Origin of the sequence: Wolbachia endosymbiont of Drosophila pseudotakahashii (assembly GCF_026015925.1) — a bacterium.
GTDB classification, from domain to species: Bacteria; Pseudomonadota; Alphaproteobacteria; order Rickettsiales; family Anaplasmataceae; genus Wolbachia; species Wolbachia pipientis.
Genome location: NZ_CP110359.1, coordinates 1,148,343 through 1,174,178, shown reverse-complemented (window position 1 = coordinate 1,174,178; position 25,836 = coordinate 1,148,343). Strand labels below are relative to the sequence as shown.

28 protein-coding genes and 3 pseudogenes are annotated in these 25,836 nt (G+C 35.4%); 19 read left to right on the top strand and 12 right to left on the bottom strand.

The window, feature by feature from the left end:
- Positions 1–44: 44 nt before the first annotated feature.
- The 3 genes from pnp to ONI09_RS06130 are packed head-to-tail and all read right to left on the bottom strand — an operon-like array spanning position 45 to position 3,067.
- On the bottom strand, positions 45–2,318 hold the full coding sequence (gene pnp / locus ONI09_RS06140; protein ID WP_265013971.1) for a polyribonucleotide nucleotidyltransferase: 2,274 nt from the start codon (positions 2,316–2,318) through the stop codon (positions 45–47).
- Positions 2,319–2,332: 14 nt separating this feature from the next.
- On the bottom strand, positions 2,333–2,605 hold the full coding sequence (rpsO, locus tag ONI09_RS06135; protein ID WP_265013970.1) for a 30S ribosomal protein S15: 273 nt from the start codon (positions 2,603–2,605) through the stop codon (positions 2,333–2,335).
- Between the two features lie 12 nt (positions 2,606–2,617).
- Complete coding sequence (locus tag ONI09_RS06130; protein WP_265013969.1) at positions 2,618–3,067, bottom strand: hypothetical protein; 450 nt, start codon at positions 3,065–3,067, stop codon at positions 2,618–2,620.
- Between the two features lie 34 nt (positions 3,068–3,101).
- Here ONI09_RS06130 and ONI09_RS06125 point away from each other — a divergent pair, with 34 nt between their 5' ends.
- Positions 3,102–4,058 carry an IS5 family transposase gene (locus tag ONI09_RS06125; RefSeq protein WP_265013968.1) on the top strand — a complete coding sequence of 319 codons (957 nt, stop codon included), beginning with the start codon at positions 3,102–3,104 and terminating at the stop codon, positions 4,056–4,058.
- Between the two features lie 524 nt (positions 4,059–4,582).
- Entirely contained in the window at positions 4,583–6,676 is a 2,094-nt protein-coding gene (locus ONI09_RS06120; RefSeq protein WP_265013967.1) for an ankyrin repeat domain-containing protein, read from the top strand.
- 3 nt (positions 6,677–6,679) lie between these two features.
- On the opposite strand, the gene ONI09_RS06115 is transcribed toward ONI09_RS06120, so the two are convergent.
- On the bottom strand, positions 6,680–6,829 hold the full coding sequence (locus tag ONI09_RS06115; protein WP_265013966.1) for a hypothetical protein: 150 nt from the start codon (positions 6,827–6,829) through the stop codon (positions 6,680–6,682).
- A gap of 224 nt (positions 6,830–7,053) precedes the next feature.
- Here ONI09_RS06115 and ONI09_RS06110 point away from each other — a divergent pair, with 224 nt between their 5' ends.
- From ONI09_RS06110 to ONI09_RS06090, 5 genes are all read left to right on the top strand, one after another.
- Complete coding sequence (locus tag ONI09_RS06110) at positions 7,054–7,365, top strand: ECH_0659 family protein (protein WP_264707050.1); 312 nt, start codon at positions 7,054–7,056, stop codon at positions 7,363–7,365.
- Between the two features lie 136 nt (positions 7,366–7,501).
- The gene (locus ONI09_RS06105; RefSeq protein WP_265013965.1) at positions 7,502–8,050 is read left to right on the top strand and encodes a head-tail connector protein; all 549 of its coding nucleotides are present in this window, start codon (positions 7,502–7,504) and stop codon (positions 8,048–8,050) included.
- Positions 8,051–8,156: 106 nt separating this feature from the next.
- On the top strand, positions 8,157–8,567 hold the full coding sequence (gp17, locus tag ONI09_RS06100) for a tail completion protein gp17 (RefSeq protein WP_265013964.1): 411 nt from the start codon (positions 8,157–8,159) through the stop codon (positions 8,565–8,567).
- Positions 8,542–8,937: a phage tail protein gene (locus ONI09_RS06095; RefSeq protein ID WP_265013963.1), complete on the top strand. Its 396-nt coding sequence runs from the start codon at positions 8,542–8,544 to the stop codon at positions 8,935–8,937. The genes gp17 and ONI09_RS06095 overlap by 26 nt, the downstream gene beginning before the upstream one ends.
- 65 nt (positions 8,938–9,002) lie before the next feature.
- Positions 9,003–9,785, top strand: a complete 783-nt coding sequence (locus ONI09_RS06090; protein ID WP_265013962.1) for a hypothetical protein — start codon at positions 9,003–9,005, stop codon at positions 9,783–9,785.
- 360 nt (positions 9,786–10,145) lie between these two features.
- Here the strand turns inward: ONI09_RS06090 and ONI09_RS07140 are convergent.
- Positions 10,146–11,240, bottom strand: a pseudogene (locus ONI09_RS07140) (IS3 family transposase).
- A 154-nt stretch (positions 11,241–11,394) separates the two neighbouring features.
- On the opposite strand from ONI09_RS07140, the gene ONI09_RS06065 reads away from it, so the two are divergent.
- From ONI09_RS06065 to ONI09_RS06055, 3 genes and pseudogenes are all read left to right on the top strand, one after another.
- The gene (locus ONI09_RS06065; protein ID WP_265013961.1) at positions 11,395–11,718 is read left to right on the top strand and encodes a hypothetical protein; all 324 of its coding nucleotides are present in this window, start codon (positions 11,395–11,397) and stop codon (positions 11,716–11,718) included.
- Between the two features lie 95 nt (positions 11,719–11,813).
- Positions 11,814–12,113 (top strand): annotated as a pseudogene (locus ONI09_RS06060) (hypothetical protein); the annotation flags it as partial.
- Between the two features lie 7 nt (positions 12,114–12,120).
- Positions 12,121–13,125: an Mrp/NBP35 family ATP-binding protein gene (locus ONI09_RS06055; protein ID WP_236515147.1), complete on the top strand. Its 1,005-nt coding sequence runs from the start codon at positions 12,121–12,123 to the stop codon at positions 13,123–13,125.
- A gap of 378 nt (positions 13,126–13,503) precedes the next feature.
- Here ONI09_RS06055 and ONI09_RS06050 read toward each other — a convergent pair whose 3' ends face one another.
- A complete protein-coding gene (locus ONI09_RS06050; protein WP_264705535.1) occupies positions 13,504–13,671 on the bottom strand; it encodes a hypothetical protein in 168 nt (55 codons plus the stop codon).
- 180 nt (positions 13,672–13,851) lie between these two features.
- On the opposite strand from ONI09_RS06050, the gene ubiH reads away from it, so the two are divergent.
- The 3 genes and pseudogenes from ubiH to ONI09_RS06035 all read left to right on the top strand — a co-directional run bounded on the left by ubiH (position 13,852) and on the right by ONI09_RS06035 (position 16,404).
- A complete protein-coding gene (ubiH, locus tag ONI09_RS06045) occupies positions 13,852–15,000 on the top strand; it encodes a 2-octaprenyl-6-methoxyphenyl hydroxylase (RefSeq protein WP_265013959.1) in 1,149 nt (382 codons plus the stop codon).
- Between the two features lie 380 nt (positions 15,001–15,380).
- Positions 15,381–15,521, top strand: coding sequence for a hypothetical protein (locus ONI09_RS06040; protein ID WP_265014460.1), 141 nt, complete (start codon positions 15,381–15,383; stop codon positions 15,519–15,521).
- Positions 15,485–16,404 (top strand): annotated as a pseudogene (locus ONI09_RS06035) (IS481-like element ISWpi4 family transposase). The gene ONI09_RS06040 and the pseudogene ONI09_RS06035 overlap by 37 nt, the downstream one beginning before the upstream one ends.
- Before the next feature lie 2 nt (positions 16,405–16,406).
- Here the strand turns inward: ONI09_RS06035 and pth are convergent.
- Positions 16,407–16,955, bottom strand: a complete 549-nt coding sequence (gene pth, locus ONI09_RS06030; RefSeq protein WP_265013958.1) for an aminoacyl-tRNA hydrolase — start codon at positions 16,953–16,955, stop codon at positions 16,407–16,409.
- A complete protein-coding gene (locus ONI09_RS06025; protein ID WP_010962412.1) occupies positions 16,955–17,566 on the bottom strand; it encodes a 50S ribosomal protein L25/general stress protein Ctc in 612 nt (203 codons plus the stop codon). Before ONI09_RS06025 ends, pth begins: the two co-directional genes overlap by 1 nt.
- A 145-nt stretch (positions 17,567–17,711) precedes the next feature.
- Here ONI09_RS06025 and ONI09_RS06020 point away from each other — a divergent pair, with 145 nt between their 5' ends.
- Positions 17,712–18,011 (top strand): NADH dehydrogenase ubiquinone Fe-S protein 4, encoded by a 300-nt coding sequence (locus ONI09_RS06020; RefSeq protein ID WP_065094969.1) that lies wholly within the window; start codon positions 17,712–17,714, stop codon positions 18,009–18,011.
- Between the two features lie 301 nt (positions 18,012–18,312).
- Here the strand turns inward: ONI09_RS06020 and ftsL are convergent, their stop codons facing one another.
- Positions 18,313–18,624, bottom strand: coding sequence for a cell division protein FtsL (gene ftsL / locus ONI09_RS06015; protein ID WP_007548286.1), 312 nt, complete (start codon positions 18,622–18,624; stop codon positions 18,313–18,315).
- Entirely contained in the window at positions 18,621–19,565 is a 945-nt protein-coding gene (rsmH, locus tag ONI09_RS06010) for a 16S rRNA (cytosine(1402)-N(4))-methyltransferase RsmH (protein ID WP_006279684.1), read from the bottom strand. Before rsmH ends, ftsL begins: the two co-directional genes overlap by 4 nt.
- A 218-nt stretch (positions 19,566–19,783) precedes the next feature.
- Between rsmH and ONI09_RS06005 the strand changes: the two genes are divergently transcribed.
- Positions 19,784–21,031, top strand: coding sequence for an MFS transporter (locus ONI09_RS06005; protein WP_264705539.1), 1,248 nt, complete (start codon positions 19,784–19,786; stop codon positions 21,029–21,031).
- 27 nt (positions 21,032–21,058) lie between these two features.
- Here the strand turns inward: ONI09_RS06005 and map are convergent, their stop codons facing one another.
- Both map and ftsA read right to left on the bottom strand, forming a co-directional pair.
- Entirely contained in the window at positions 21,059–21,841 is a 783-nt protein-coding gene (gene map, locus ONI09_RS06000; RefSeq protein ID WP_265013957.1) for a type I methionyl aminopeptidase, read from the bottom strand.
- A 132-nt stretch (positions 21,842–21,973) separates the two neighbouring features.
- Positions 21,974–23,212: a cell division protein FtsA gene (ftsA, locus tag ONI09_RS05995; protein WP_010962406.1), complete on the bottom strand. Its 1,239-nt coding sequence runs from the start codon at positions 23,210–23,212 to the stop codon at positions 21,974–21,976.
- A gap of 138 nt (positions 23,213–23,350) precedes the next feature.
- Here ftsA and def point away from each other — a divergent pair, with 138 nt between their 5' ends.
- The 4 genes from def to ONI09_RS05975 all read left to right on the top strand — a co-directional run bounded on the left by def (position 23,351) and on the right by ONI09_RS05975 (position 25,833).
- Positions 23,351–23,890, top strand: coding sequence for a peptide deformylase (gene def / locus ONI09_RS05990; RefSeq protein WP_006279678.1), 540 nt, complete (start codon positions 23,351–23,353; stop codon positions 23,888–23,890).
- A complete protein-coding gene (locus tag ONI09_RS05985) occupies positions 23,880–24,701 on the top strand; it encodes a uracil-DNA glycosylase (RefSeq protein ID WP_265013956.1) in 822 nt (273 codons plus the stop codon). The genes def and ONI09_RS05985 overlap by 11 nt, the downstream gene beginning before the upstream one ends.
- A 646-nt stretch (positions 24,702–25,347) precedes the next feature.
- Positions 25,348–25,554 carry a hypothetical protein gene (locus tag ONI09_RS05980; RefSeq protein WP_265013955.1) on the top strand — a complete coding sequence of 69 codons (207 nt, stop codon included), beginning with the start codon at positions 25,348–25,350 and terminating at the stop codon, positions 25,552–25,554.
- Between the two features lie 66 nt (positions 25,555–25,620).
- A complete protein-coding gene (locus tag ONI09_RS05975) occupies positions 25,621–25,833 on the top strand; it encodes a hypothetical protein (RefSeq protein WP_017532424.1) in 213 nt (70 codons plus the stop codon).
- Positions 25,834–25,836 lie beyond the last annotated feature (3 nt).

Genomic DNA, 25,836 nt, shown 5'->3' with positions numbered 1-25,836 from the left:
TGTTAAGCACTGGAATGACGAGAGGTAACGCAAGAAGTTTACTCTTAATAAAAACCTGATGATGAATCATTATTACCAAATTTCGGCCTATTTCTGTTGCTGAAACCAGAACGAGGACGAGGAGGCCTCTTATGGTGACTTCCTCCAGGTTTTCTACTAAATGAATTATTGTAATAATTATCCCTGTCATTTGGACCATCTTTCCTTTCCTCGTTGTAAAGCTCACCTTCAAAAAACTCTCCCGTCTCTTGATCAACCCGACGTCTTGACAACTTTGGACACCCACCTTTTTCGAAGTCAATTACTAGTGCTTTGAAAGTATCATCTTGTTTAAGTACGCTCTCTATAGAATCTATATGTTCATTAGCTACTTCACTTATGTGCATTTTTCCTTTTCTGCCATTAAGAAATTCAAGCTCTACAATAGACTTCTCTATTCTTACAACCTTGACATCAACTATAGAACCTTGTTCTAGTTCTGTTATTGAATCAATCATCATACTCTTTGCAATTTCAGCTTCAGTGCCACTCGTAGCAAAAACAGAAACTTTACCATCATCTCCTATTTCAATTTTTGCATTACTTCTTTCACACACACTGCGTATATTTTTCCCCTTAGAACCTATAGCAGCAGAAATTTTGTCTTTATCTATGTAAAATGATAACATCCTTGGTGCATGGTCTTTGACATCATCACTGTGTTCTGAAATCACTGCATTCATTTTTTCTAAAATATGTAATCTTCCAGCTTTTGCTTGTTCTAAAGATTTTTCAACAATTTCAAAGCTTATACCAGAAATTTTCATGTCCATTTGTAGCGCCGTAACCCCTTCACTAGTTCCTGCTACTTTAAAGTCCATATCACCAAGATAATCTTCATCACCAAGTATATCGGAAAGTATTACATACTCGCCTTTATCTTTGATGAGACCCATAGCAATTCCAGCAACAGGGGCCTTTATTGGCACACCCGTATCCATTAAAGCAAGAGAAGTCCCACAAACTGTTGCCATAGAAGAAGAACCATCAGACTCCAAAATTTCGGACACTACTCTTATTGTATAAGGAAATTCAGACTTATCGGGTAAAACAGGATGAATTGCTTTCCAAGCAAGTTTGCCATGACCGATTTCTCTTCTTCCTGGTGCACGCGCAGCAGAAGTTTCTCCAACAGCAAATGAGGGAAAGTTATAATGCAACATGAAATGCTCACGTCTATCCCCTTCAATATCATCCACAATTTGCTCATCTTGAGTGGTGCCAAGAGCAGTAACAACCAGTGCCTGAGTATTGCCTCTTGTAAATAGTGCAGAACCGTGAGTTTTGGACAGAATATCAACTTCAACTTCTATCTGACGTATCTCATCATGCTTACGACCGTCTATCCTTACACTTTTCTTCCTAATTATTTCACGTACTAAAGATCTTTCAAAGTTTTTTACTGCATACGTAATTAACTTTTCGTCTTTTCCAGTTTCTTTAAGAGTATTCAATATATTCTCTCTGATCGCTTCTAGAGCTTGAACTCGCTCTTGTTTTACTGTTTGCGAATATGCTTTTTCAAAATCTTTACCGTATTTTTCGAGCTCTTGTGTTATATCTGATGCATCAATAGGGGCAAAGCTCTCAGGTTTATTGCCAATTGTATCAGCAAACTCTTTTATGAGCTTAATGACAGACTTAAGGTGTTCATGGCCAAATTTTATTGCATTAAAAACGTTTTCTTCAGAGAGCTCTTTCACTTCTGATTCAACCATTAAAATTGAATTTTCATCACCAGACAAAAACAGATCCAAGCTGCTTGCTTTCATCTCTTGAACAGAAGGGTTGAGTATATAGTTATTATTTTCATCACAACCAACCATCACTCCAGCTATAGTAAAGTGAAAGGGAACACCAGAAATTGCAAGAGCTGCAACAGCACCAATCAATGCTGGCACTTCAGGAGGATTGACTGTATCATAAGTTAATAGATTGCACACCACACTAATTTCATCATGAAATCCTTCTGGGAATAGTGGTCTTATACTTCTATCTATTACTCTTGAGATTAAAGTTTCTCTATCAGATGGCTTGCCTTCTCTTTTAAAAAACCCGCCAGGGATCTTACCCATGGCATAGCTTTTTGCGATAAACTGCACATTTAAAGGTAGGAAATCAACGCTTTCTTCCTTCTTTTTACGTACAACAGTTACTAAAACAGAAGTATCACCGTAATTTACAACTACTGAACCATGAGCTTGGCGTGCTATTTTTCCTGTTTCTAAAGATAAGGCACGACCACCCCACTCTATAGATTTTTTTATAATTTTAAACATATTAAATTCCTCGATTATTTTCTAATGCCTAACTTCTCTATTAATTCCTGATAGGCTTCATTACCAAATTTACGCTTTATATAATTTAAGTGCTTGCGTCTTCTACCTATCAATATAAGTAAACCACGCTTAGAGTGATAGTCATGCTTGTGCACTTTAAAATGCTCAGTTAAGTTACTGATCCTCTCGGTCAAAATTGCACATTGTACAAAAGATGAGCCTGTATCATCTTCTTTAATTGCATATATATTCATCAAACTCTTTTTCTTTTCGGATGTTATCGACATCTAAACCTCATTTTAAATATTAAAAACACGAATAGGTTTCACATAACCATAAATAAAACTGCAGATTGCAATAGGTACACTACCCACCACCGTACAACAAATATCATGATTCTTTAAATTATGCAAGTTATTTAATACAACTTCCTGACCTTTTCTGATTTTCCCCGCATCTTCTAGGGAAATTTCAACTTTGAACATCGATTTTAAAGCCGATTCAATGGGGATGACGAAACTTTTTGTATTACTCCCTGTCACTCCATCATCTTCTGTCATCCCACCCCCCTCTGTCATCCAAGTAGCTGACACTGGGATCCAGCCTATTTCATCACGAACATTGTTTTTGACATATGCTCCTAGAATCTTTTGTCCATTACATGATTTGTAAGTATTTGTATATCTGGATCCCAGTGGGCTTTGTTGCATAGCAACTGAAAAAATCTGGTGGTTACTGACAAAATTCATTATAAAATAGCCATTTAACCTTGAAAGAAAAAATATGCCACAAAAAATGAGGGTCAGTAACCATAGCGAATATAACAAATTTCTAGAAAAAAGAGGAAATATTTTTCATTATATCAACGAAGCCATAGAAAAGTGGTACGAGAATGGTCCAAAAATACCAGGTGGCAACAATATTTATAGCGATAAAGTTGTAATTTTGGTGCACATAATAACTTGTTTATTTAGAATAGGCCTGAGGCAAACAGTTGGGTTTATAGCAGGATACCTTGAGCAAATTGGGAAAAATTTGCAAGTTATCAGCTATTCACAATCATCAAGAAGGTTTAAGAAACTCAATATTAAGATCAATGATTGCAGAATTGATAAAAATAATATGGAAGATATCGAAATTACTATAGACAGTACAGGAATTAGTATATACAACAACACTCCTGGTCATAGCAAAGAAAATAGCGAAGATAGAAAGTATCGCAGCTATGAACAGACAAGAAAATTGCATGTAATGTTGAATACAAACAGCAAAAAAGCCATAGCTGTAAAATACAGTAATGGTGTCTACTCTGATCACTATGGAGCTTGTGATTTGCTAAAAGAAGTCGATTTTCAGTATGTCATAAAAGTACTATATGCAGATAGGGCATATGACAGAGAAAAGCTCTATAAGCTGTGTAATCAATATGGTATAAAAACGAAAATTCCTCCGAAAAACAACGCAGCAGAGCATCCAAAATTGGATTATATGCTTGATAAAAATGCCGCTATTCAGTTAATGAAATTACATGGTGAGAATGGTATAAAAAGATGGAAAGAAGAAGTAAATTACGGAAAAAGATCGTATATTGAAGGATTTTTCTCAAGGTTGAAGCGAATATTTGGGTTTAGTTTTAAGAGCAAATCTGAGATTAATCGTGAGAAGGAACTGCTACTCAAGTGTTATTTGCTTAACAAATTTACTGAAATAGGCATGGCTAAGTTTGAGATAGCTTCATGAATTTATTGTACGTTACCTACTATCCGAAGAGCGATGCAACAAAGCCCACTGGGATCCAGGAATTTTATTAAGTTGGTGAGCATAAAAATAGCTGTTTTACGTTAAAATACAATGTTTTGATGATTATGGAAAGGCTGAATTCCAGTGTCAAGCACTGGAATGACACCATAGGGGCACTGCCATCATAAAGGAACCAGTGTCGGCTACTCGGATGACATCATAGGGGTGCTGGGATGACACCCTGACAATCGTCATCCCGCTACTTGTTAGCGGGATCTGGAGATACCGTGACGGTATGATGAGGGAGAACAGTTAGCGGATGAGATAACGCGAATGAATCGTGGTATGACGGTTCGCGGTGGCATGATGTAGGACTGCTGTGACACCATTATAGAATGAACCAGTGTCAGCTACTTGCATAGAAAATGTTTATGACTAATTTTTAGATCAAACATGGAATTTCGACAAACTTAACTTTTTTGTGAGACTGTTCAGCAATAATAAATAAATTGAGAGGAAAGGTTATGGCAATAAAAAAGGAAAAGTTTTTTGAAATAATAAATGAGGTAAGCAAGAGTGAAGGTTTAAATGAGAATAATTTACTTGAAAGAATAGGGAATAAGCTAAAAGGTGTAAACTCAGGAGTATATGACACTTATAACAAATTGAAGATAGGTAATACAAGTAAGACATTCAGTACATTTAACAAATTGAAGATAAATGAGATAAATAAGATGTTCCGTGTATCAGATTCATACAAAATTGTAAATTATACATTGTTACATCTTGCTGTGGAATGTAACAGTGTACCAATAGTAAAACTCCTACTAGCAAAGGGAGTAAAAGTTAATAAACCAACACATGAACTTGATGGAGTTAAGTCTCAATTAACTGCTTTGCACATTGCTGCTTTGCATGGTCATCAAGAGATAGTTCAGCTTTTATTGAATAATGACGCAAATCCTTTACTAAAAGATAGTCAAGGCCGAACTCCAAGGGATATTGTCGGTGATGTAAAAGGTAAAAAGGCTATAATAGAAATGTTAGAGGAAGGAGAACAACGTTATGCTGAGGCAGGAGCTACGAGAAGACAAAATAGACAAGGCACTTTACCGCAGCCTAATAATAAAACTCCAGGAAATTTAGCTGTGAACGGAAATAACGCAACTGCTGCAGTGCAAGCATGTAATGCAAGAGATCAGGAAGAGAACAACGGAACTACACCAAACAACAGAAAAATCTATGTACAAGATGAGGATGAACAGACTTCTTCAAACTCAATCGTTAATGAAAACAATACAGACAAAGTAGATGATACATTAGAAAGAGAACAGGCTATAAGAGAAAGAGATGCTATGTTGCAAAAGTTGCGAGAGGCAGAGCAACGACTTGCCAATAATCAGAAGCGCATAGAACAAGATTACTTGCACGATCAACATCTAGAGCAGTATACTATACATAATGGTGAACAGACCTTTTTAAATAAAAGTAGTAGTGACGACAGTGGAATATGTTTTGATGGAGATGGATCTGAAGCTTTAGGCCAATCTATATTAGAAAATGGAGAAGACATTGATTCACAAGATAAAGATGGCGTGACCCCTTTACATTGGGCTGTTGCAGATAACAATAAAGAATTAGCAAAACTTTTGATAAAACATGGAGCAGATGTTGATGCACGAAATAGAGATAAACATACCCCTTTACATTATGCTGCTGTGCATGGTTATGTAGAGATTGCAAAGTATCTAATAGATAATGGAGCAAATGTTAATGCACAAGATCAAGATGAACATATCCCTTTATACTTTGCTGTTACAAATGGCAATAAAGAATTAGCAAAACTTTTGATAAAATATGGAGCAGATCGCTCATTGATAAAGGATGAAGACCTAATAGATAGACTAAACAGTATGTGTGATCAGCCATCTGAGGTTGTACCTAGTACCTTTTCTCATTCCAAAACACACAACGCAACGGAAACTCCAGAAAAAGCAGAAAAGGTTGAAAAACGTAAAGCTAAGTTAAAAGAATTACGTACTCAGCTAAAGGATGAGCAGAAAAAGAATGAATTGCTAAAACAAAAAATACAAGATCTAGAAAGTAAAAATACAACACTTAATAGCGAATTAGAAGAAAACGAAAATAAGCATTATAAAACAAAAGTGTTGTTAGAAAAAGCGCAAAAGGAACTAGCAGAATCAAAAAGTTGCATAGTTGGACATGAGACTAAGTTGAAACAATTCAATAAAGAGAATGAATCACTAACACAAAAAATAAAAAGTCTGGAGAATGAAAACACACCACTTGAGGGTGAACTTGGCAAAACTAAAACTAAAACTAAAACAAATGAAGTGTCGCTAGAAAAAGCAGGAAAAAGACAAATGAGTTTCTTAAAAGTTGCTTCTGTGAATCTTGTAACTATGTTAACAGTAGGTGCTACTCTCAGTATTGCTTTCGACTTGTCTGTTCTACCAATAATTGTAGTTTTTGTAACATCTGCTGCATTGCTAGCTAGTTGCGTTACATACGCAATATCAAAACCCATCGCTGAACCAAAACCTACCACTGAATTGAAAGAAGTGGATATTCAAGGTTCAGCACAACGGTGTTTGTAAAACTTAGCACCTATATCTGTACGAACATTGCAGTTTGCAGGTGGCAGATGCAAGTAGCTGCACTGGAATCCCAAAAAGGATGATGTCATTCCAGTGCTTGACACTGGAATCCAGCCTTGCCGTAATCTCATCAAGAACGTTGTGTTTTAACATAAAACGGCTACTTTTATGCTTACCAACTTAATAAAATTCCTGGATCCCAGTGTCAAGCACTGGGATGACAAGAAGAGAGGGTACTTGGATAAGAGTCATTGCCCTCCTGGTAGGCCCAAATTGCAATGTTCGTACAGTTATGAGTTACACAGTAGTGCGAATTTTTTACTTTGGTAGTTTTTTTATTACAGTTATAATCATAAAAGTAGTTGAGTTTAATTAATATGAAAACTTTTACGAAAAGCTCTAAGAGTAAGGGAAAAAAGCTGGAGGAGTTTGATAAGGAAATTGAAGATATAACAACTATAGCTCAAGATAAATTTGCACATGAACTTGAGAACATCGCATATGACAGTGTGCAAAAATTTCGCAGTCTGCTTGCTAAAGAGTTAAACTCCACCTTCAATAATATTCATTCTCAAAATGTCAATCTACTAAAATCCAGCCTAGTTGAATATGCTATAAGTTCAAATTTTATCAACAAAAAAGGAGAAACAGCTTTAATACGTTCTCTTCTTAATATATTCATACGATAAAGCACTCAGAGTTGTTGCTGCGCCAATTTAACTTAATGTTGCATGCAAGCTGCATAGCTAAGGTAAGTAAGATTTGCCCCACGCTGTCACGAGGTAAACCTTACTTATTTTAGCTATATCAAAAAGGAGGGTTATTATGTCAATAAGATCTACTTCACCAAGAATATCTGTGCAACGTAAATCTAAGCCTGAATCTTTTCCAGTTACTTTAGAAGAGGTTAAATCTTTTTTACGCATTGAGAACGACCAGGATGATAAGTTGATTTCAGATCTAATTTTTATGGCAACTGATTACGCTGAATGGCATATGGAAAAGTCACTAGTGAAACAAACATGGCAAGTTTCATATGAAGATTATGTACCTCGTAGGATCTATTTAAGCTATGGCCCTGTGAGTAAGATAGTATTGGCTACTGCAATGATGTCTAAAAATCAAGAGAAGAGTACACTTAAGTATTATTTTAGTGATGTAGGGGGCTACGTTGAGTTTTTCAATTGTTTGAATGCAATAAGAGTTGATGTTGTATACGAAGCTGGTTATGACAATGTTCCTGAGCAGATAAAACTAGATATTATGCGGCATGTTTCTGCTCTTTACAAAAATCGTGAATCGGAGGTAAGTAGCCATTTATCTGAAGTGAAGAAGGTATATTCTCCATTTCGCGAACCAAAGGTTGTTTTGTAGCTCTTTCTGGTCATTCAAACTGGGCTACTACGTCATACCGTTACGGATAGATCCCGCTAACAAGCAGCGGGATGACGAGTTTCTATATATCTTTCGAGGGTTAATCATGGAAAAAATTCAAGCTATAAACGAGTTGTACAATAGCGTTTATGCAGCACTAAAAGCAAATTCTGATTTAAGGAAATATGTTACTAACATTTATGACTACTTACCTAAACAGGTCACCATTCCTTACTTGAGATTGCGCGCAGTGAATTATAATAACCTGCATATGCTGTCCAATTTTGCTACAAAGGCAAGATTTTCATGCGACATATATACTTATCATATAGACAGTATGTTTGCCATTATAAGGCATATTAACTTGATACTTAAGAGCATTGAAGGTTTTAATAATGAGGCCAGTTTAGAAAGTAATTGTGCTATGGATCAGCACGATGAAATTTTACATTCAACAATTAATTTTGATATTTTAATAAAAGGAGGTGATAATGAGCAAATTACAGCTAAAAATTAAAGATCATGACAATAATTTTATTGTGTTAAATAATATAAGAAACCTAAGGTTTACTTTGCGTAATAACAGAGAAGAGGTGAAAGATATTTCTTCTTTTGGCTGGAGGAAAGTGCTCGATTGTGCTGGAAGCAGACACATTACGATAAAAATTAATGGAATTTTAGACTCTGTATTAGCTGATGAATTATTACGTAATTCTGCTGTGCTAAACTCTAATAATGATTATGAAATTAGTTTTAATGCTAAGGAAAAGATAAGGCTTAGGCTTAGATGTTCAGTTGAATTGTATGAGAGGTATTATGATCCTGTTACTTTTGACAGCTTTACTGTAGTTTTAACTAGTGCTGAAGTTGTAAACGCTTTTCATTAATGTTAATTTAATTTTTTCATATACAATAGTAACTGGTGAGAATTTTAACTAAATTAAAAAAAATCATGAACGACAAAGACCTTTTCGAGGAAGACGGTGATGATATTGAAGAAAATAACGATGATAAAAGAGAGAAAAGTTTAGAAAATGAAAATCAGCAAAATCAAGAAGAACAACACAAAGAGGAGGATAAGCAATACATAATACAGTATATTCAAGACTATTTGAAAGTTTTTGAGGATATTCTAAATCAGATCGACGAAGGAATTGATAATTCGGATAGTTACGAAAGGACTATGCAAATAAAGCGAAGCATAGACAGGCTCATAGAGACTTTATATAGTCAGGCTGCGTCCGAAGATATTGATGCAGAATTTGAAACTACCAAACACACTCGCGATAAATCAGAATCTATGAAAAGAGTTAGAGAGAAGAGAAGAAAGCAAGTGATAGAAGAAGTATTAAGTAGCATGTTTGCCCAGCAACAAAAGGAGCTAATGAACGCTAAACACTTAAGTCATGGACATGAAATAGCAAAAGATGGGGATGTCCACGAAGCAAAGGAAAAAGTGAAGTCTTCAATCAGGGGAGTGTTGTTTTCGGTGATTGCTCATAGGATGGATCCAAGAAGGAGGGCAGGGGAAACTGCTGACGGTAACGAAAAGCAAGCTCATATATATGGCAGAGCAGTTGGTGGAGCTTTAGGTGCATTGTTAAAAACGTTTTTAACAGCAGTTATTGCCGTTGTGCGTGAAATTGCTAAGCCACTTCAGAAACCGGAAACATCTTTTGCAAAACAAGTTGAAGAAAGCAGAAACGCAGATTCACAAAAGGGTCGATCTGTGTAGATTTCTCCTTGTAATAATCTTTCGATTCTACTGTCTGTTAATTCAAATTAGGGTTATAAAATTTTAGAAGCCAGCTCTTATATAACCAATTTATAGCAAGAAATTACGATACAAAAATCAGCGTCCGTTAGAAAATAAACATAACACAGGGTGATAGAGTTGCCCCTATCCATAAGCGTCAGTTAAGCTCAAAATTGTAAGCTTAAAATATGGTTGAATAATTATTAATAATAGTATATAATTATTAACGTTTTTCAGGCATTTTTGTTATGGGTGCGCCAAGTAAGCGTTTAGAATACAATTGGTGAAAATCCAACTGACCTTACCCAGAAAAAGTGGAGAGAAAGTGTGGAATGTTTTTTACAAAAAGAATGATGCATCAAATTGTTCTGGAATGCAATAGTTAATAGTGACGTTGTTTGTTATAAAAAATTTCTATGTATTCAAATATTGCAGTTCTAGTTTGTTGAGCAGAGTGTTGTGAAGTATCAATAAGTATTTCTCTTTTCAATGAGCTAAAGAAGCTTTCTGCAACAGAATTGTCGTAACAACAGCCTTTATTACTCATCTATATTCTTTACAGCTAAGAGATATTGATACCCTTGCGCAGTATATTGTGAACCTTGGTCACTGTGCAGCAGTAGATTTTTAACAGGTTTACACCTATTAATGGCCATTAATAAAGAGTTCATAACCAATTGTTTATTTATTGCACTACTCATTAACTACCATACGTGAGAATTATTGCTGCCAAATATAGCCATCCCTCCTTGGTTTTGATGTAAGTAATCCCATACTTTATTTGGTTGATCAACAATAAAGTTTTGATCTAGTATATTGGGAGCTACAGCTCTATTATCTGTTTGTTGTTTTTTAATTTTAAACTTTCTTCTCAGTATAGCCCTGATGTCATTTTTCTGCATAATACTTTGCACCGTTTTCAAATTGCAACTTTTACCCAAAGCCTTCAATTCAGCATGAATTTTAGGAGCTCCATATCTACATTTAGAAGCTTGATATATTTTTTGAATATCTGCTAATAACTCTTTATTTGCTGATTCTCTACTGCTTATTTTTCTTGTGGTCCACTTATAGTAGCCACTAGCAGAAAATCCTACATAATTCCTGTACTTTATAGCAGTTACTATATAAAAAAATATTTTACTCTTTTTGACTGGCCAGGGCTTTTTTTAAAATGTCTCTTTCTCTTGTTACTTTTGCTAACTCTTTCTGTAAATCAAATCTCTCTTTGTCGTAAGGAGCCATGTTACCTCTACCTGGAAATGCATTTGCCGCTGACTTTTTTTCGTTATATTTCTTCATCCATTTTCCTAATACACTATCCCTTATTCCTAGATCTCTTGCTACTTTTGCAACTGGTTGACCTACCTTTCTTTGTTCATTTGCCAGCTTAACAGCTTCCAATTTGAATTCTGCCGTATATTCTCTTACCATTTCTAATCCTCCAAAATTTTATTTTACCCAAAAAAACTCTTTTCTTTCTCTCCACTTTTTCTGGGTAAGGTCAGTCTTTAGGCACCCAAACAAAGGGAAATGCTGGATAAAAAGAAAATACTTTAAAAAGTATAATAACGATAACTGGCGTTTTATGACAAGTAACAAGATACATCTTATTATACACAGCGATCATGATATTAAACGACATATCAAAGTGCAAAAAACCAGATCTCCATATGATGGTGATTGGGTATATTGGGGTAACCGTCTGAGAAAAATACCAGATAAGCCATTAAGAGTAATAAAACTATTGAAGTTACAACAAAGTAAATGTGATAATTGTAGACTATGGTTTAAAAGTGATGATACAATAGAAATACATCACAAAGACCGGAATAGACGAAACAACATGATCAAAAACTTATCTTTGTTACATGGACATTGTCACGATGAATTACACAGGAGGTGTGCATGAAAAGCACCAAATTGGAGAGAAGCCGTATGAGGCGCAAAGTCTCACGTACGGTTTTGAAGTCGAGTGAGGAGGGGCGACCTTCTTCACTTAGACAACAATATGCAGATGAAACTACGGAAGAAGACTTAAGGAAAATAGCAGAAAAAGCACCAATAATAAAGTTAGCCTACGATGAATTAGACAGGTTTAGCTGGAATGAAAAAGATTTAGTAGCATATGAAGAAAGAATAATGGATCTGCGGAAAGAAGAAGGCATCCTCGCTAAAAAACTTGATGAGGGAAAGATTGAAGTAGCAAAAAACCTACTTAAGGCTGACATCTCTATTGATATTATCTCTCAGACAAACGGCCTTCCTCAAGCTGAGATTAAACGACTTCAGGAAGAAATCACCTAAAAGGCTAATGATCAACGAAAAAATTGTAAGAGAGAACTTAAAAAAAGTCATAGAGCAAAAAAGCGGTAAAGATGTGACCGCTCTTGGCATAATATCCTCAATTATTATTAAAGGTCAAGATGTTGGTTTTGTGCTTGAAGTTGCCGGTAACACGCAAGCAAATGAAGAATTAAGAAAAAATTGTGAGCAAGCTGTTAAAGCTATACCGGGGGTGACAAAAGTGACCGTGGTTGCTACTGGTCAAAAACAAACTGGGCAACAAAAAGCTAAATTACATATCGAAGGAGTGAAAAATATAATCGTTGTAGCCTCTGGTAAAGGCGGTGTGGGCAAGTCCACAGTTGCGCTAAATCTTGCTCTCTCATTAGCAAAGTTGAAACATAAAGTTGCGCTGGTTGATGCAGATATATATGGTCCTTCAATTCCTAAAATGCTTGGCGCTGAAAAATTAAAGCCAGAAATACAGGATAGTAAAGCAATGCCTATAGAAAAGTATGGACTGCATACTATTTCAATTGGCTATTTTATCGATAAAGATCGTGCAGCAATATGGCGCGGACCTATGATTACAAAAGCACTTTATAGTCTGCTAATGGGAACAAAATGGTCCGATATAGAGTATTTGATAATTGATACACCACCTGGAACTGGCGATGTGCATTTAAGTCTTATGGAAAATTTTAACTTAACTGGAGCGATAATAGTTTCAACTCCACAGGAGCTCTCTTTAATCGATGCTCGCAAAATTTATGATATGTTTACAAAGCTCAGCGTACCGGTTATTGGCATTGTAGAAAATATGAGTTATTTCATTCAAAGCGGCTCAAAAATATACATATTTGGAAAAGACGGTGCAAAAAAAATGTCTGAGGAGCTGGGCATCAAACTTCTAGGCAGAGTTCCTCTAGATCCACAAATATGCCATGCTTCTGATTGCGGAAATCCTTTAATGCTAAGTGAGGATTTGGCAGAGATTTATGAAGACATTGCTCAAAGTATAGTTAAACAATAGAATAAGCGTGAGAAACATGCGAATCAAAGTCCTCTTTTGTTAGTTACACAATAGACTGCTTGCATAACCATTATTTACATGAAAAATTAGCAGCTTTTGTCATTCCAGCGCGTGACGCTGGAATCCAGAAAAAAAGAAGAATGGATCCCAGTGGGCTTTGTTGCATCGCTAGCTATGATGGATTAAAGATAAAAAAGATGGAGAATATCAGTAGCTTATTATTCTGGTATTTATAACAAGAACGGTCAGTGAATACCTAAATTTGAGTAAAAGAAATTTCACTACCACTCACTAATCCGGCTAAAATTCAAGAATTTCAATGCTTTAGCTATTTTCAATAGAATTAAATTTATTAATGTAAATAATAAATTACTATTCTTAAATTTGATCAGATTGATTGCAAAAAAACAAGATTTTCAATAGGTTACTTATAATCCTAACTATAGTTAGCCTTTCATAAGTAGCGATGCAACAAAGCCATCCCAGTGTCAAGCACTGGGATGACACCTTTATGTTTGAGGCAAAACCGGCCATAGCATTTAACATACTGCCTTCGCAAAATGTTCGTACAGTTGTTCGTTACGTGCTGGAATGACAAGGTGGAGTGTCTTTAGATGTCATCCAAGTAGCTGACACTGGGATCTAAAAAATTTAATTTATATATAAAGTTTGTTTAAACTATTTTCAAAACAGATAAAATATAATTTTACAATTAGCGTAAATAAAATGAATTATGATGTAATCATTTCAGGTGGTGGGTTACTTGGTCTTATTACTGCCATTGGCCTCAGTTGTGACTCTGTGTCTGTAGCTGTGATTGAAAAAAATAGTCTACCACGTGTAGTAGATGATAATCGAGCATTTGCTATTTCTCAAGGCTCGAAAAAAATATTGGAAAAGTTAGGGATTTGGCAGTTTGTGGAAAGTGAAGCTGAGCCAATACTTGATATATGCATATTAGATGCGGTTACTGTGCATTACAATCATAAAATGGTTAGCGGAGAGCCAATGGGTTATGTTATCAACAATGCTACTATATGGAATGCAATCAACAATAATTTTCTAAATAAACTGAATATATACTCTCCACATTCCTATAAAACAATTGCTTGTGATTCAGGATATGTGGAAGTGATTCTTGATAATAACCAGGAATTAATATCATCGCTACTTATCTGCGCTGAAGGCAAAAACTCTAAATTACCAGAGTTATTTTCTATACCGACAGTGAAATTTGACTATAAACAAAGTAGCATAGTATTTAATGTAAAGCATGAACTGCATCACCAAAACTTAGCTGTGGAGCGTTTTTTCTCTGGCGGTCCATTTGCAATTCTACCGATGAAGGGTGGCTATACTTCTTCGATAGTTTGGACAGAAAAATCTGAAATTTCAAAAATGCTAATGGATCTGTCTGAAGAAGAATTTATTATAGAGCTTAAAAAAAGATTTGGTTCTTATTTAGGAGAGATAAAATTAGAGGGTGAAAGAAAACTTTATCCTTTAAGTTTTGCTTTTGCAAAAAAGTTATATAAGGGTAGAGTTTTGCTTATCGGCGATGCAGCACATTCAATTCATCCAGTTGCAGGTCAAGGGCTTAATCTTGGAATTAGAGATGTAGAAAGTGTTATAAAGCACGTAGTTGCTGCAAAAGCGGCTGGTACTGATGTTGGCAGTAGTTATTTATTAAAGAAAATTTCACGTAACAGATACTTTGATAATTTTACAATGGCGCTTGCAACTGATGGATTAAATAGGATGTTTTCCAACAGAATATTCTGCGCTAAAGCACTAAGAAATCTTGGCTTGATTGCAGTTGAAAATTCAAATTTCCTCAAAAAACGCTTCATTCGGCATGCTATGGGATTTATATAAATCACTATTTTATAGCTAATGCAAGTCAGGTTTCCCACGTCATACCGCCGCGGTATCTTGGCCGCTAACACGTAGCGGGATGACGAATGTATCTGTTCAGCAGTTGTCTTAAAAGTCAATAGAAAAATTGATGTAGCTGTGGATAAGTACTTTTATCTGTATAAACGTGCTTATCCACAGCTATGCTGGCTCTTAGATAGAAACAGACAGAGAGTTATATTCCTCAGTAAAAACCCTGTCATCTCTGACTAAAGAGTTAGCAAGAATAAGCAATTTCCTCATGGCAGCAGTGGAAGCAATTTTATATGGCTTTTTATATTGACTATATAATCTAGTAAAGAAAGGTTTGATATAGGAATTAGGGGGGGAGGGGGGGATGTATGGTCCCAGAGTGTGATGGTATGATAAAATATGAGAAAACAATGCCATCAAAGGAGGAATTATGGGACAAATATTACATGGGTGCGCCAAAACAACAGAGACAATTCGTAGAGCAATACAAAATAGTAAAGAGAGCATAGCAAAACTCTCCAGGTACTATAACCTTATCCAAAAACTATCATTAAATGGAGAAAACGGTCTTTTGCCAAAGACGCTGATATGGGTCCGAAGCATGCAAGATCAACTGTTTTAACTTTAGAAGAGGAGGCTGTAATTGTTGCATTTCGTAAGCATACTCTATTGCCATTAGATGATTGTCTCTACGCTTTGCAAACCTCAATCCCACACTTGACTCGCTCTAGTCTACATCGTTGCTTACAGAGGCACAGCATTAGCAGACTACCAGATGTTGATGGCGAAGTTAAACCAAAAAAGAAATTCAAACAATATCCTATAGGCTATTTCCATATTGATATTGCAGAAGTCAGAACAGAAGAAGGAAAGTTATATTTGTTTGTTGCAATAGATAGAACATCCAAATTTACGTATGTTGAGTTGCATAAAAGTGCTACAAAACCTATAGCTGCTGAGTTTCTACGTAATTTGATTAAAATTTTACCATATAAAATCCACACTATTTTGACAGATAACAGTGTACAATTTACCAACCAAAAACGCCATAAATACGCTTTTCAACATATATTTGATAGAGCTTGTGAAGAAAATGACATTGAACACCGTCTAACAAAAGTTAGCCATCCTTGGACAAATGGGCAAGTTGAGCATATGAACAAAACTTTAAAGAATGCCACTGTTAAGAAGTATTACTATCAGTCTCACCAGCAACTCAAAGAGCATCTTTATGACTTTGTTATGGCCTACAATTATGCTAAAAGACTCAAAACTCTTAAGGGTCTTACACCTTTTGAGTTTATATCTTTACAGTGGACAAAATCTCCTGAATTGTTCATACTAAATCCACACCATCACACTCTGGGACCATACACTCCCTGTGTTTCGTAATATTATACAATCAAATTGATAAAAGCTGTATTATCTCCTTGCAGCATTAAGTGTATATTTTTTGCTATTTTTTCCACTAAGGGAGTAACATTATCAAAATTTGAAAATTTTGATAACACATAATCTGCTAAGCTTCTTTGATCTTCAGGTCTACCCACTCCAAATCTCAAGCGCCAATAATCGTTGCCAATAAAACTATCTATGGATTTAAGTCCATTATGTCCAGCAGAACTACCACCTTTCTTTACTTTTATTCTTCCAAGTTCCAAATCAGCGTCATCATGTATGACAACGATATTATCTAGCGATAATTTGTAAAAGTTTCGTATTTTTGCAACAGGGATGCCTGAATTATTCATAAATGAATAAGGCTTTATTAACATGATTTTATTATCATTAATCATGCCAGAGGTTATCAGATAATCGGCTTTTTTAGAGAACAACTGAAAATCCCAATATTTGCAGATTGCATCAACGGTGATGAAGCCGATATTATGATGAGTTAGCTCATATTGACTGCTAGGATTACCAAGCCCAACTATCAGGTGCACTATTCCTCTGTTTCTGCTTGAGGTTCTTCAACGTCACTATCGGCAGCAGAAATTGTAACAATGGTAAAATTTTCTTCTTCATGAGCTACAAACTTAACACCTTCTGGTAATTTTACATCATTAATATGTATAGACTGGCCAATCATTTTACCGGATAAATCAACTTCAATAACCTGAGGTATTTTATCAGGAGAGCATTTAACAGCAATAGAACGACACAAAACATTAAGCACTCCACCTAATTTGATTCCTGGAGCTTTACTTTCATTCACAAATGATAGAGGTATGTCTATTTTAATTTCACTGCCTTTATCAACAAACTGAAAATCAACATGTTGCACAGTATCCTTTACTACATGCAATTGGATATCGCGAACAAGAGCATATTCCTTTTTGCCCGAAATATTCAGCTCTATCAAATGTGCAGAAAGAGAGCCTGACTTATATTGCTTTGTGAATTCCTTTGCAGACAATGTCAAATTTACATTATCATGGCCCTTTCCATATATGATTCCAGGGATGTTTCCTTTCTTCCTTAGAGAATGCATCGCTTTTGTTTTTGTTATATCACGTAACTCTGCATTAATTGTTACTATTTCCTGTTGCGTCATCGGTTACTCCTATTCAGCTAATCCTTTTAATATAATTTAATAATAATATAACATAAAAATATTTATTTCAAACTTCATTCTTTCATACTAATTGTTTGTGAAAGGATTTATTTAGATATATATTTAAGCTTATTTAACAAGAACTATGGGCATTGACGATAAAGTAGTTTTTAGGATTTATAGACCAACAAGAACTGCAACACAATCTGGTTTAGGTAATACAAATTTCTGGCACCTGAAAATTGAATCTGGCTCTTACTACATTGAACCTTTAATGGGGTGGGTTGGCTCAAAAGATCCAAAAAAACAGATTGTATTAAAGTTTGATTCTCTTGAAAAAGCAGTATTCTACGCAAAAAAACGCAACGTTAAATACATAATTGAAATGCCAAAAAATGTTAAGAGGCTGCCAAAATCTTACGCAAGCAATTTCATACTAAAGTAAGTTGCACAACAAATGGTGTTATGCAAGTAGCTGACACTGCTTTCCTTTGTCATCCCAGTGCCCAGACACTGGGATCCAGGAATTTTATTAAGTTGGTAAGCATAAAAATAGCTGTTTTACGTTAAAATACAATGTTTTTGATGATTATGGAAAGGCTGGATCCCAGTGTCAAGCACTGGGATGACACCATTTGTTGTAAACTCACTTTTACTCTATGGTTATACTACCTTGCCGCTATCCTGAACGGATACAAAGTAAGTTTTATTGTGATGTGCTCATCTGTAAAAAATAAGACTTAATCTCACTGTTGATCATGGATTTTAAGTTGTGCTAGCACACTGCGGCCATTTAAAGAGTCAAGATTTTTAACCTGGCTAGCCAGTATTAAAGAGTTATTTTTCAGGTATTTCTTTACAAGGCTTGCAAGTCTTTTTGGATTATTCAAATAGCTCCACTCTGCTTGTAAAACTTTTATATCACTTTGTACTAAATTAATTTCACTTTTTATTTTTATTAGCTCTCTATTTAACGACTGAACATGTAATTTTACCTTAAATAGTCCTACAATGCTAAGAAAAAACATAACTATTGAGATGATGCAGAAAGTTCTCACGACAACCTCTGTATAGCTCTTAGTTTTGCTGAGCGTGAACGCGGATTTGCACTTACTTCTTCTATACTTGCTTCGATCACTTTTTTATTTAGCAGAGAGAATGTCTTGCAATCAGTAGCACATAAATCTTTAAAAAAAGTTTTGACTATACGATCTTCTAAGGAATGAAAGGTGACGACAATTAATTTGCCATTCTCACTTAAAATCTCAGATGCAGCTTTAATACCCTTTTCAAGTTCTCCCAGCTCATCGTTTACCCATATTCTGATTGCCTGAAATGTTCTGGTTGCAGGATCAATTTTGCTTTTTCCACGAAATACCACGGAACGTACAATATCCGCAAGCTCAAATGTAGTTTTGATAGTTTTCTTCTTCCGTGCATTTATTATTGCTCTTGCAATTTTGCGAGAATGACGTTCGCCTCCGTAGTTATATATAGTATTTGCGATTTCTTCTTCGCGTAAAGCGTTAACAAACGTTGAAGCGTTTATATAAGAAGAGTTATCCATGCTCATATCGAGTGGACCATCATGTAAAAATGAGAACCCTCTATCTCCGTTATCAAGCTGCATAGATGAAACTCCGATGTCAAAGACCACTCCATCCACCCCGTTTGATGTCATTCCAGCGCGTGACCAGTTATTTTTTCCAGTATCAAGTACTGGGATGACAGGAGATGGCTCAACGCTGCTTAGTATACTTTTAATATTACTAAACTTCTCAATGAATAGTTTTATTCTATCTGGATATCTAACGCTTAAATCATCATAAAACTTAGTTACCGTTTCATCTCTATCAATTGCATATACTTTGCAATCAGCTGACTCCAATATTGCTTTGCTATACCCTCCAGCTCCAAATGTGGCGTCCACGTATATGCCACCATCCTGCGGTGATAGTAGTGATAGCATCTCTTTTAACAAAACTGGAGTGTGTGTCATATCAAAAAATTTAAGTACAGTTGGTGTAGATATCCTACTCTACTCTACTCTTCACATCAATTTTATTTATGTACATAGATTTTCTTGCCAAAATATGGTATCTTATCGGAATATATGAGCAATAATATTAAAATCAAGGTTTAATATTGTTAATATAATATTCACATAACGTTCACATTTTTTTTTATATATAAGATCAAACAGGCTATAGGGAAATTATGCAGCAAATAACAAAAGTAATATTTTCAAGTTTGATTTGTAACACTTTATTGTGGTATGACCACATGCTTTTTGGCCACTTAATAAACATAATAGGTGGTGTGTTTTTTCCATCGGATGATCAACTAACCAGCGTATTGAAGGCTTTTGGAGTGTTTGCAGTGGGTTTCTTAATGAGACCAGTCGGTGCTGCTATATTTGGTCACATTGGTGATAAACATGGCAGAAGAGTTGCCTTATTGCTCTCGATTATATTAATGACTTTATCAACCGTATTAATTGCTTTTGTTCCAGGTTATCAAAGCATTGGAATACTAGCGTCAATGCTGGTAGTGTGTTTAAGATTATTGCAGGGTATATCTCTTGGAGGAGAAGCAGGAAATGCACCATTTTTAATAGAACATGCTCCTAAAAACAAAAAAGGATTTTTTGGCAGCATTGAGGTATTAAGTGCAATTCTTGGTTCAATATTAAGCCTGATAGCGGTACTCATATGCAAAAAAGTATCTGATTTTGAATCTTGGGGGTGGAGATTACCTTTCATTTTCAGTTTAGCAATGGGATTAATTAGCATATATATGAGATATATACTTGATGAAAGCCCAGAGTATAAAAGACAAAAAAATCCGTCTAAATTGCCACTAAAAGAGTTATTAAACAATTACAAAAAGCCTGTTCTAATATCAATAGGTATTGACTTGGTTGAAAATGCGTCTCTCTATATATATTTGGTATTTTTCAATGTGCTTACGAATAAAATATTAACAGTAAATACTCATTTTAATCATATAGTGGAAATACTGAGTCAAATTGCGCTCGGAGGATTGACAATATTATTTGCTATACTTTCTGATAAGGTAGGAAGAGAAAAAGTTATGAAATTTGCATTTATAGCTTTTGTAATAGTAAGTTATCCAGTTTTTTCAATGTTATGTAGTGGCAATTACTTGCTGGCACACATTCTTTTTATAATTCCAATAGCTGCATCGCTTGGTCCTGTCAGTGCACTTATGTGCGAATTATTTCCAACAAAGGTTCGGTACAGTGGATTTGGTTTATCAAGAAATATAGCTGCTGGATTTTTTGGCGGCCTTGCACCATTTATATGCACAACAATTATCAAGGTTACAGGACAAGAGACTTCAGCTAGTTTTTACATGATTTTCTGTGCATTAATTGGGCTAGTTGCTATATCGCAAATTAAGGGTGAGCTTTCTTCAAAATTACCCAAAGTAAACCAAGTATAGTTGCAGTATAGCAGAATTTAAAAAAATCTAATTATAAGGCGGGAAGTGCCAATTTTTAGGTGATAATGTGAATATTTCAGCACCATCTTTTGTTACTCCGAGCGTATGTTCAAATTGAGCAGAAAGTGAAAGATCGCGTGTTGTCACTGTCCAATCATCGAGTTTACTGAGCAGAGTCTCATGTTTTCCAGCATTAATCATTGGCTCTATTGTAAAGAACATACCTTCCTTCAAGACGAGATTTTCATCTTGATCATAGAAATGCACTACATTTGGTGGAGCATGAAAGACTTTTCCTATACCATGTCCGCAGTAGCTGCGTACGATAGAATATCCAAAATCTCTAATATATTTCTCTATAGCAAGCCCTATTTCATTTAACTTATTGCCGGGCTTAACTTGTTTGATTGCTTCCATCAATGCATGATAAGTAGCGTCACACAAGCGTTTTGCTTTTATTGATGCCTTGCCAATCCAAAACATGCGACTTGTATCACCATGCCAGCCATTTAAAATCACCGTGACATCAATATTTAAAATATCTCCATCTTTAAGTGGTTTATTATCGGGAACACCATGGCACACAACTGCATTTTTTGAAGTGCAAATCGATTTTGGATACCCCCTATAGTTTAGTGGTGCTGGAACTGCACCTGCATTAATTATAAAATCATGACATAGATCATTTAACTCATTAGTTGTCACCCCTACCTTTACGTATGGTGCAATGAAATCAAGAGTTTCAGCAGCAAGCCTGCCAGCCTTGCGCATAAATTCAAAATCTTCTTGTGAGTGTATAGTTATGTTCATATTTTCCATGTCTTATTGTAATTGGTACGCTTACTCGCAAGTACATAAACATAATAATTTTACATATTATAAAAATAAGTCCTATGGATCCTAGTGTCAAGTCATTTGTATGAAAGGTGGTAAAACAGAAATCTAGACTGTAACTTTTGATTTAACCCAATTATACAATTTACTCATTTTACCATCCTGACCTAAAATACCAGAATTATTTTTATAAAAAGTGTCAACTATTAGCTTTATAGAGCCTATAGCAGCAGAAAATACAGGATTTTTATCATATTCGCCATCAAGACCGCTACAAGACTCAGGGCACCCAATTCGAACTTGCTTATTGAATATATAGCCTGCAATTTCCTTCATGCTTGTGAGTTGACTAGTTCCACCTGTGATCACTACTTTATTAATTGGATCTTTCTGCTCTTGAAATTGCTCTCTGACCATTTCAAGTATTTCTTCAACTCTTGGTCTTATGATGTTAATAAGCTCAGATTTGAATACTTGAGTAGGTTCATCATTTTCGTTGTTTTGCATTGTAATGTACTCATTCTCATCTATTGAAGTTACGATAGTGCTGCCATACAGTATTTTTATATACTCTGCACGTTCTATGCTTGTGCATAGCCCGTAAGCAATATCTCGAGTGATATGAACACCACCAATTGGAACGCTGCTTGCATACACAAGTTTCCCTCTTTTGAAAATTCCAATTGCAGTGCACCCACCGCCTATATCAACAATAGCAGTCCCGAGCTCTTTTTCATCTCCACTCAGACAGGCAAGACCTGCAGAATATGCAGAAGCAATACAACCTGCCATATTTAATCCACCATTATTGGTAATACAGTTTTCAATATTGGTAAGCGCTGGACGCGAAGCAGTGACAACATTAACATCAGCAGATAGTCTTTTTCCGTACAATCCACCAACTTCTTTTATGTCAGTCATGTCATCTAAGTGATATTTTAGTGGTATATTGTGAATGATAACATTGTCTTCAATATATTTCTCAAATGTTTGAAAAACTACACGCCTTATATCACGCTCAGAAATCTCATGGTTAGCTGCAATAATTTCATTATGTACATTGAAAGATGAGATGCCACATCCAGCAATGTTCACATATATCTGATCTATGGTTTCTTCTGATACTTGTTCAGCTAAACCTATAGTTGATGAGATGGAGTAATTTGCGTGTTTTACATTAGTTATTGATCCACCGTTTACACCTTCTGCAATCTTATAACCCGTTCCTGTTACTTTATAGCTGAAGTTGCCATTTATCTTAACGATTAGACAGATAATTTTTGTTGTACCTATGTCTAAAACAGCAAAAACATTTCTCTTTGGTTTTGCTATTACTGCAGAGTACATTAGTTAACCTTATTACGCAATTTCATTTAAATTGTAGCTTTCTTTAATAATTTATATTTCTATTATAGATATAGCAACATTTTAATATACACTAAATTCTGGACAAAAGGAAAAGCAAAACATAAAATTATGATTTTTATGTCCATATTACCAATTGTAATTGCCCCTGATGAAAGACTAATCACACGTGCCAGTGAAGTAACAGATATAAACGATAAAATTAAAGAATTAGTAAACGACATGTTCGAAACTATGTATGATGCAGAAGGTCTTGGCCTTGCTGCAGTGCAAGTTGGAGTGTTAAAGAGAATTTTTGTTGTGGATGTTCAGCTAGAAACAATTGAAAATGAGCCAGCAGGATATGAATCAATTGGCAAATTTTGCATGATTAATCCAGAAATTACGGAATTATCTGATGAACAAGTGACTCTCAAGGAAGGGTGCCTTTCAATTCCAGAGCAAAGCTATGAAATTAAGCGTCCAAAGTATTTAACTGTGAAATACAGAGACTTAAATAACGAAGAACAGACGCTAAAAGCTAGTGGTTGGCTTGCAAGGTGTATTCAGCATGAATTAGATCACTTAAACGGCATATTATATATTAGACATTTATCTAAATTAAAGTATGATATGGCCATGAAAAAAGCACAAAAGGTTAAAAAGCATTATGAGCAATAAAGACCTAGAATTATTAAAATTTTACCATGAAGTGGGCGTTGATTGCACACTAATGGAGGGTGAAGAGGAAAAAAAATTGGAGAGCAAAGAGAGTGTACAACCCTCTGTTATCCAAACTGGGACCAAGAAGAAAGATGGAGATACGCGCTGGGGTGACACTAAAGATGGAAAAGACATGTTTCCAAGTGACTGGATAATCGAAGCAAGGAAACTTGCAAGCAAATGTAATAGTGTGGATGAACTAAGAAGTGCAGTTGAATCATTTGAAGGTTGTGAGATAAAAAAAACTGCAACTAATACTGTCTTTTCCGATGGTAATCCAAACGCAAAAGTTATGCTCGTTGGTGAAGCTCCAGGAGCAAATGAAGACCTTCAAGGCATACCATTTTGTGGTGCAAGTGGAATGTTGCTCGATAAAATGTTAAATGCAATCAATCTTGATCGCACTAAGGTATACATAAGCAATACTGTATTTTGGCGTCCACCTGGCAATAGAAAGCCAACCGACCTAGAGCTTGATATGTGCAGACCATTTGTCGAAAAACACGTTGCACTAGTTTCACCACAAATTTTAATTTTGGTCGGGGGAATCGCATGTTATAGCCTTCTTGACAGCACAAAAACTATATCGAATTTGCGTGGTAGATTTCATACGTACACTAACCAATATTTGTCCAATTCAATCACCACAGCCGCTATATTTCATCCAGCTTACTTACTTCGCCAACCGGCACAAAAACGTTTAGCCTGGGAGGATTTGAAGAAGATTAGGGAGTATCTTGATAACACCAATAACTGTACGAATACTTAACACCACTGGTGTCGGAAAGTAGCCTGCAGAAACGAAAAAACTTCCTTGACAAACTCCGCCACCCCCCTTATCATGACAGTGAAGCTATTGTATTTGCTTTCGCCAATCTGGAGATTAAAAGGTAAGGATTACTTAATGTATCGGCGTCTTATGTTCAATTTTTTGCAGTATATAGATACTGTATGTCTTTACAAAACTTCATCTACATCTAGATTTTTATCTAAATAAGCTGAACGCGCTTATAAAGCGTTACAAGACATCAAAAAATGCCAATACTCGACAGAGATAGTAAAAGACTAGCTAACTCGGGGATTCTTTGTCTTTTTTTCTGCTTAGTAAATTTCTTAAACATTTGCAGCGTAGGTTAGTTGCAATTAAAAGCAGCTGAATCTCGCTTGTCAAGCGTTTAAAACATAAAAAACGCCAATATTTTAAAGCAGATAATAACCCCAGGGCTTCTTTTGCCTTTTTTTTATTTGGTAAATTTCTTAAATATTTATAGCTAAACGACAATCGTCATCCCGCTGCTTGTTAGCGGGGTCTATGCTTTGAGATACCGCGAATAAATCGCGGTATGACGTAGAGCTCGCGTTAGCTATACTTTTATGCTTACCAACTCAGTATCCAATCAAAATCCTGGATTTCAGTGTCAAGCACTGAAATGACACCAAAAGGGCTACTGCTGTTTTGGATGGAAACCAGTGTCAGCTACTTGAATCTGCCACGCAAATTGCCTGTAAATTGCAATGTTCGTACAGCTGTGCGTCATGCGCTGGAATGGCATCAAGGGGTAACTTTTTATTTAAACAATGATTGTAAAATGATTATAATAAGAGATCTATTGAAATTTTAAAGTTATTAAATATTGACGCTGTATACTTAAGTGTTAAAATAAAATGAAAAGTTTTTAGGAGTTTATATGGCAGCAGGTGGGAAAGCAAAGACAGCTAGTAAAAATAACCCTACTCAGCGTAAGAAGGCCGAGCAAAAAATGTATAAAGATAAACCGGTAAAACCTGTTAGATATATAGATCGTGACTCGCGCATGAATTATATGTCTGCTCAATATGACAACGGCAATCTGGTTGAAGATGAGATAAGCGGCAATCCTATAAAGTGGGAAGCTGTATAATAG

Bases quoted from the DNA above. Each gene is read 5' to 3' on its own strand.
- pnp (WP_265013971.1), bottom strand. From the start codon at position 2,318: ATGTTTAAAATTATAAAAAAATCTATAGAGTGGGGTGGTCGTGCCTTA.
- rpsO (WP_265013970.1), bottom strand. From the start codon at position 2,605: ATGTCGATAACATCCGAAAAGAAAAAGAGTTTGATGAATATATATGCA.
- ONI09_RS06130 (WP_265013969.1), bottom strand. From the start codon at position 3,067: ATGAATTTTGTCAGTAACCACCAGATTTTTTCAGTTGCTATGCAACAA.
- ONI09_RS06125 (WP_265013968.1), top strand. From the start codon at position 3,102: ATGCCACAAAAAATGAGGGTCAGTAACCATAGCGAATATAACAAATTT.
- ONI09_RS06120 (WP_265013967.1), top strand. From the start codon at position 4,583: ATGGCAATAAAAAAGGAAAAGTTTTTTGAAATAATAAATGAGGTAAGC.
- ONI09_RS06115 (WP_265013966.1), bottom strand. From the start codon at position 6,829: ATGTTAAAACACAACGTTCTTGATGAGATTACGGCAAGGCTGGATTCC.
- ONI09_RS06110 (WP_264707050.1), top strand. From the start codon at position 7,054: ATGAAAACTTTTACGAAAAGCTCTAAGAGTAAGGGAAAAAAGCTGGAG.
- ONI09_RS06105 (WP_265013965.1), top strand. From the start codon at position 7,502: ATGTCAATAAGATCTACTTCACCAAGAATATCTGTGCAACGTAAATCT.
- gp17 (WP_265013964.1), top strand. From the start codon at position 8,157: ATGGAAAAAATTCAAGCTATAAACGAGTTGTACAATAGCGTTTATGCA.
- ONI09_RS06095 (WP_265013963.1), top strand. From the start codon at position 8,542: ATGAGCAAATTACAGCTAAAAATTAAAGATCATGACAATAATTTTATT.
- ONI09_RS06090 (WP_265013962.1), top strand. From the start codon at position 9,003: ATGAACGACAAAGACCTTTTCGAGGAAGACGGTGATGATATTGAAGAA.
- ONI09_RS06065 (WP_265013961.1), top strand. From the start codon at position 11,395: ATGACAAGTAACAAGATACATCTTATTATACACAGCGATCATGATATT.
- ONI09_RS06055 (WP_236515147.1), top strand. From the start codon at position 12,121: ATGATCAACGAAAAAATTGTAAGAGAGAACTTAAAAAAAGTCATAGAG.
- ONI09_RS06050 (WP_264705535.1), bottom strand. From the start codon at position 13,671: ATGTTAAATGCTATGGCCGGTTTTGCCTCAAACATAAAGGTGTCATCC.
- ubiH (WP_265013959.1), top strand. From the start codon at position 13,852: ATGAATTATGATGTAATCATTTCAGGTGGTGGGTTACTTGGTCTTATT.
- ONI09_RS06040 (WP_265014460.1), top strand. From the start codon at position 15,381: ATGGTCCCAGAGTGTGATGGTATGATAAAATATGAGAAAACAATGCCA.
- ONI09_RS06025 (WP_010962412.1), bottom strand. From the start codon at position 17,566: ATGACGCAACAGGAAATAGTAACAATTAATGCAGAGTTACGTGATATA.
- ONI09_RS06020 (WP_065094969.1), top strand. From the start codon at position 17,712: ATGGGCATTGACGATAAAGTAGTTTTTAGGATTTATAGACCAACAAGA.
- rsmH (WP_006279684.1), bottom strand. From the start codon at position 19,565: ATGACACACACTCCAGTTTTGTTAAAAGAGATGCTATCACTACTATCA.
- ONI09_RS06005 (WP_264705539.1), top strand. From the start codon at position 19,784: ATGCAGCAAATAACAAAAGTAATATTTTCAAGTTTGATTTGTAACACT.
- map (WP_265013957.1), bottom strand. From the start codon at position 21,841: ATGAACATAACTATACACTCACAAGAAGATTTTGAATTTATGCGCAAG.
- ftsA (WP_010962406.1), bottom strand. From the start codon at position 23,212: ATGTACTCTGCAGTAATAGCAAAACCAAAGAGAAATGTTTTTGCTGTT.
- def (WP_006279678.1), top strand. From the start codon at position 23,351: ATGTCCATATTACCAATTGTAATTGCCCCTGATGAAAGACTAATCACA.
- ONI09_RS05985 (WP_265013956.1), top strand. From the start codon at position 23,880: ATGAGCAATAAAGACCTAGAATTATTAAAATTTTACCATGAAGTGGGC.
- ONI09_RS05975 (WP_017532424.1), top strand. From the start codon at position 25,621: ATGGCAGCAGGTGGGAAAGCAAAGACAGCTAGTAAAAATAACCCTACT.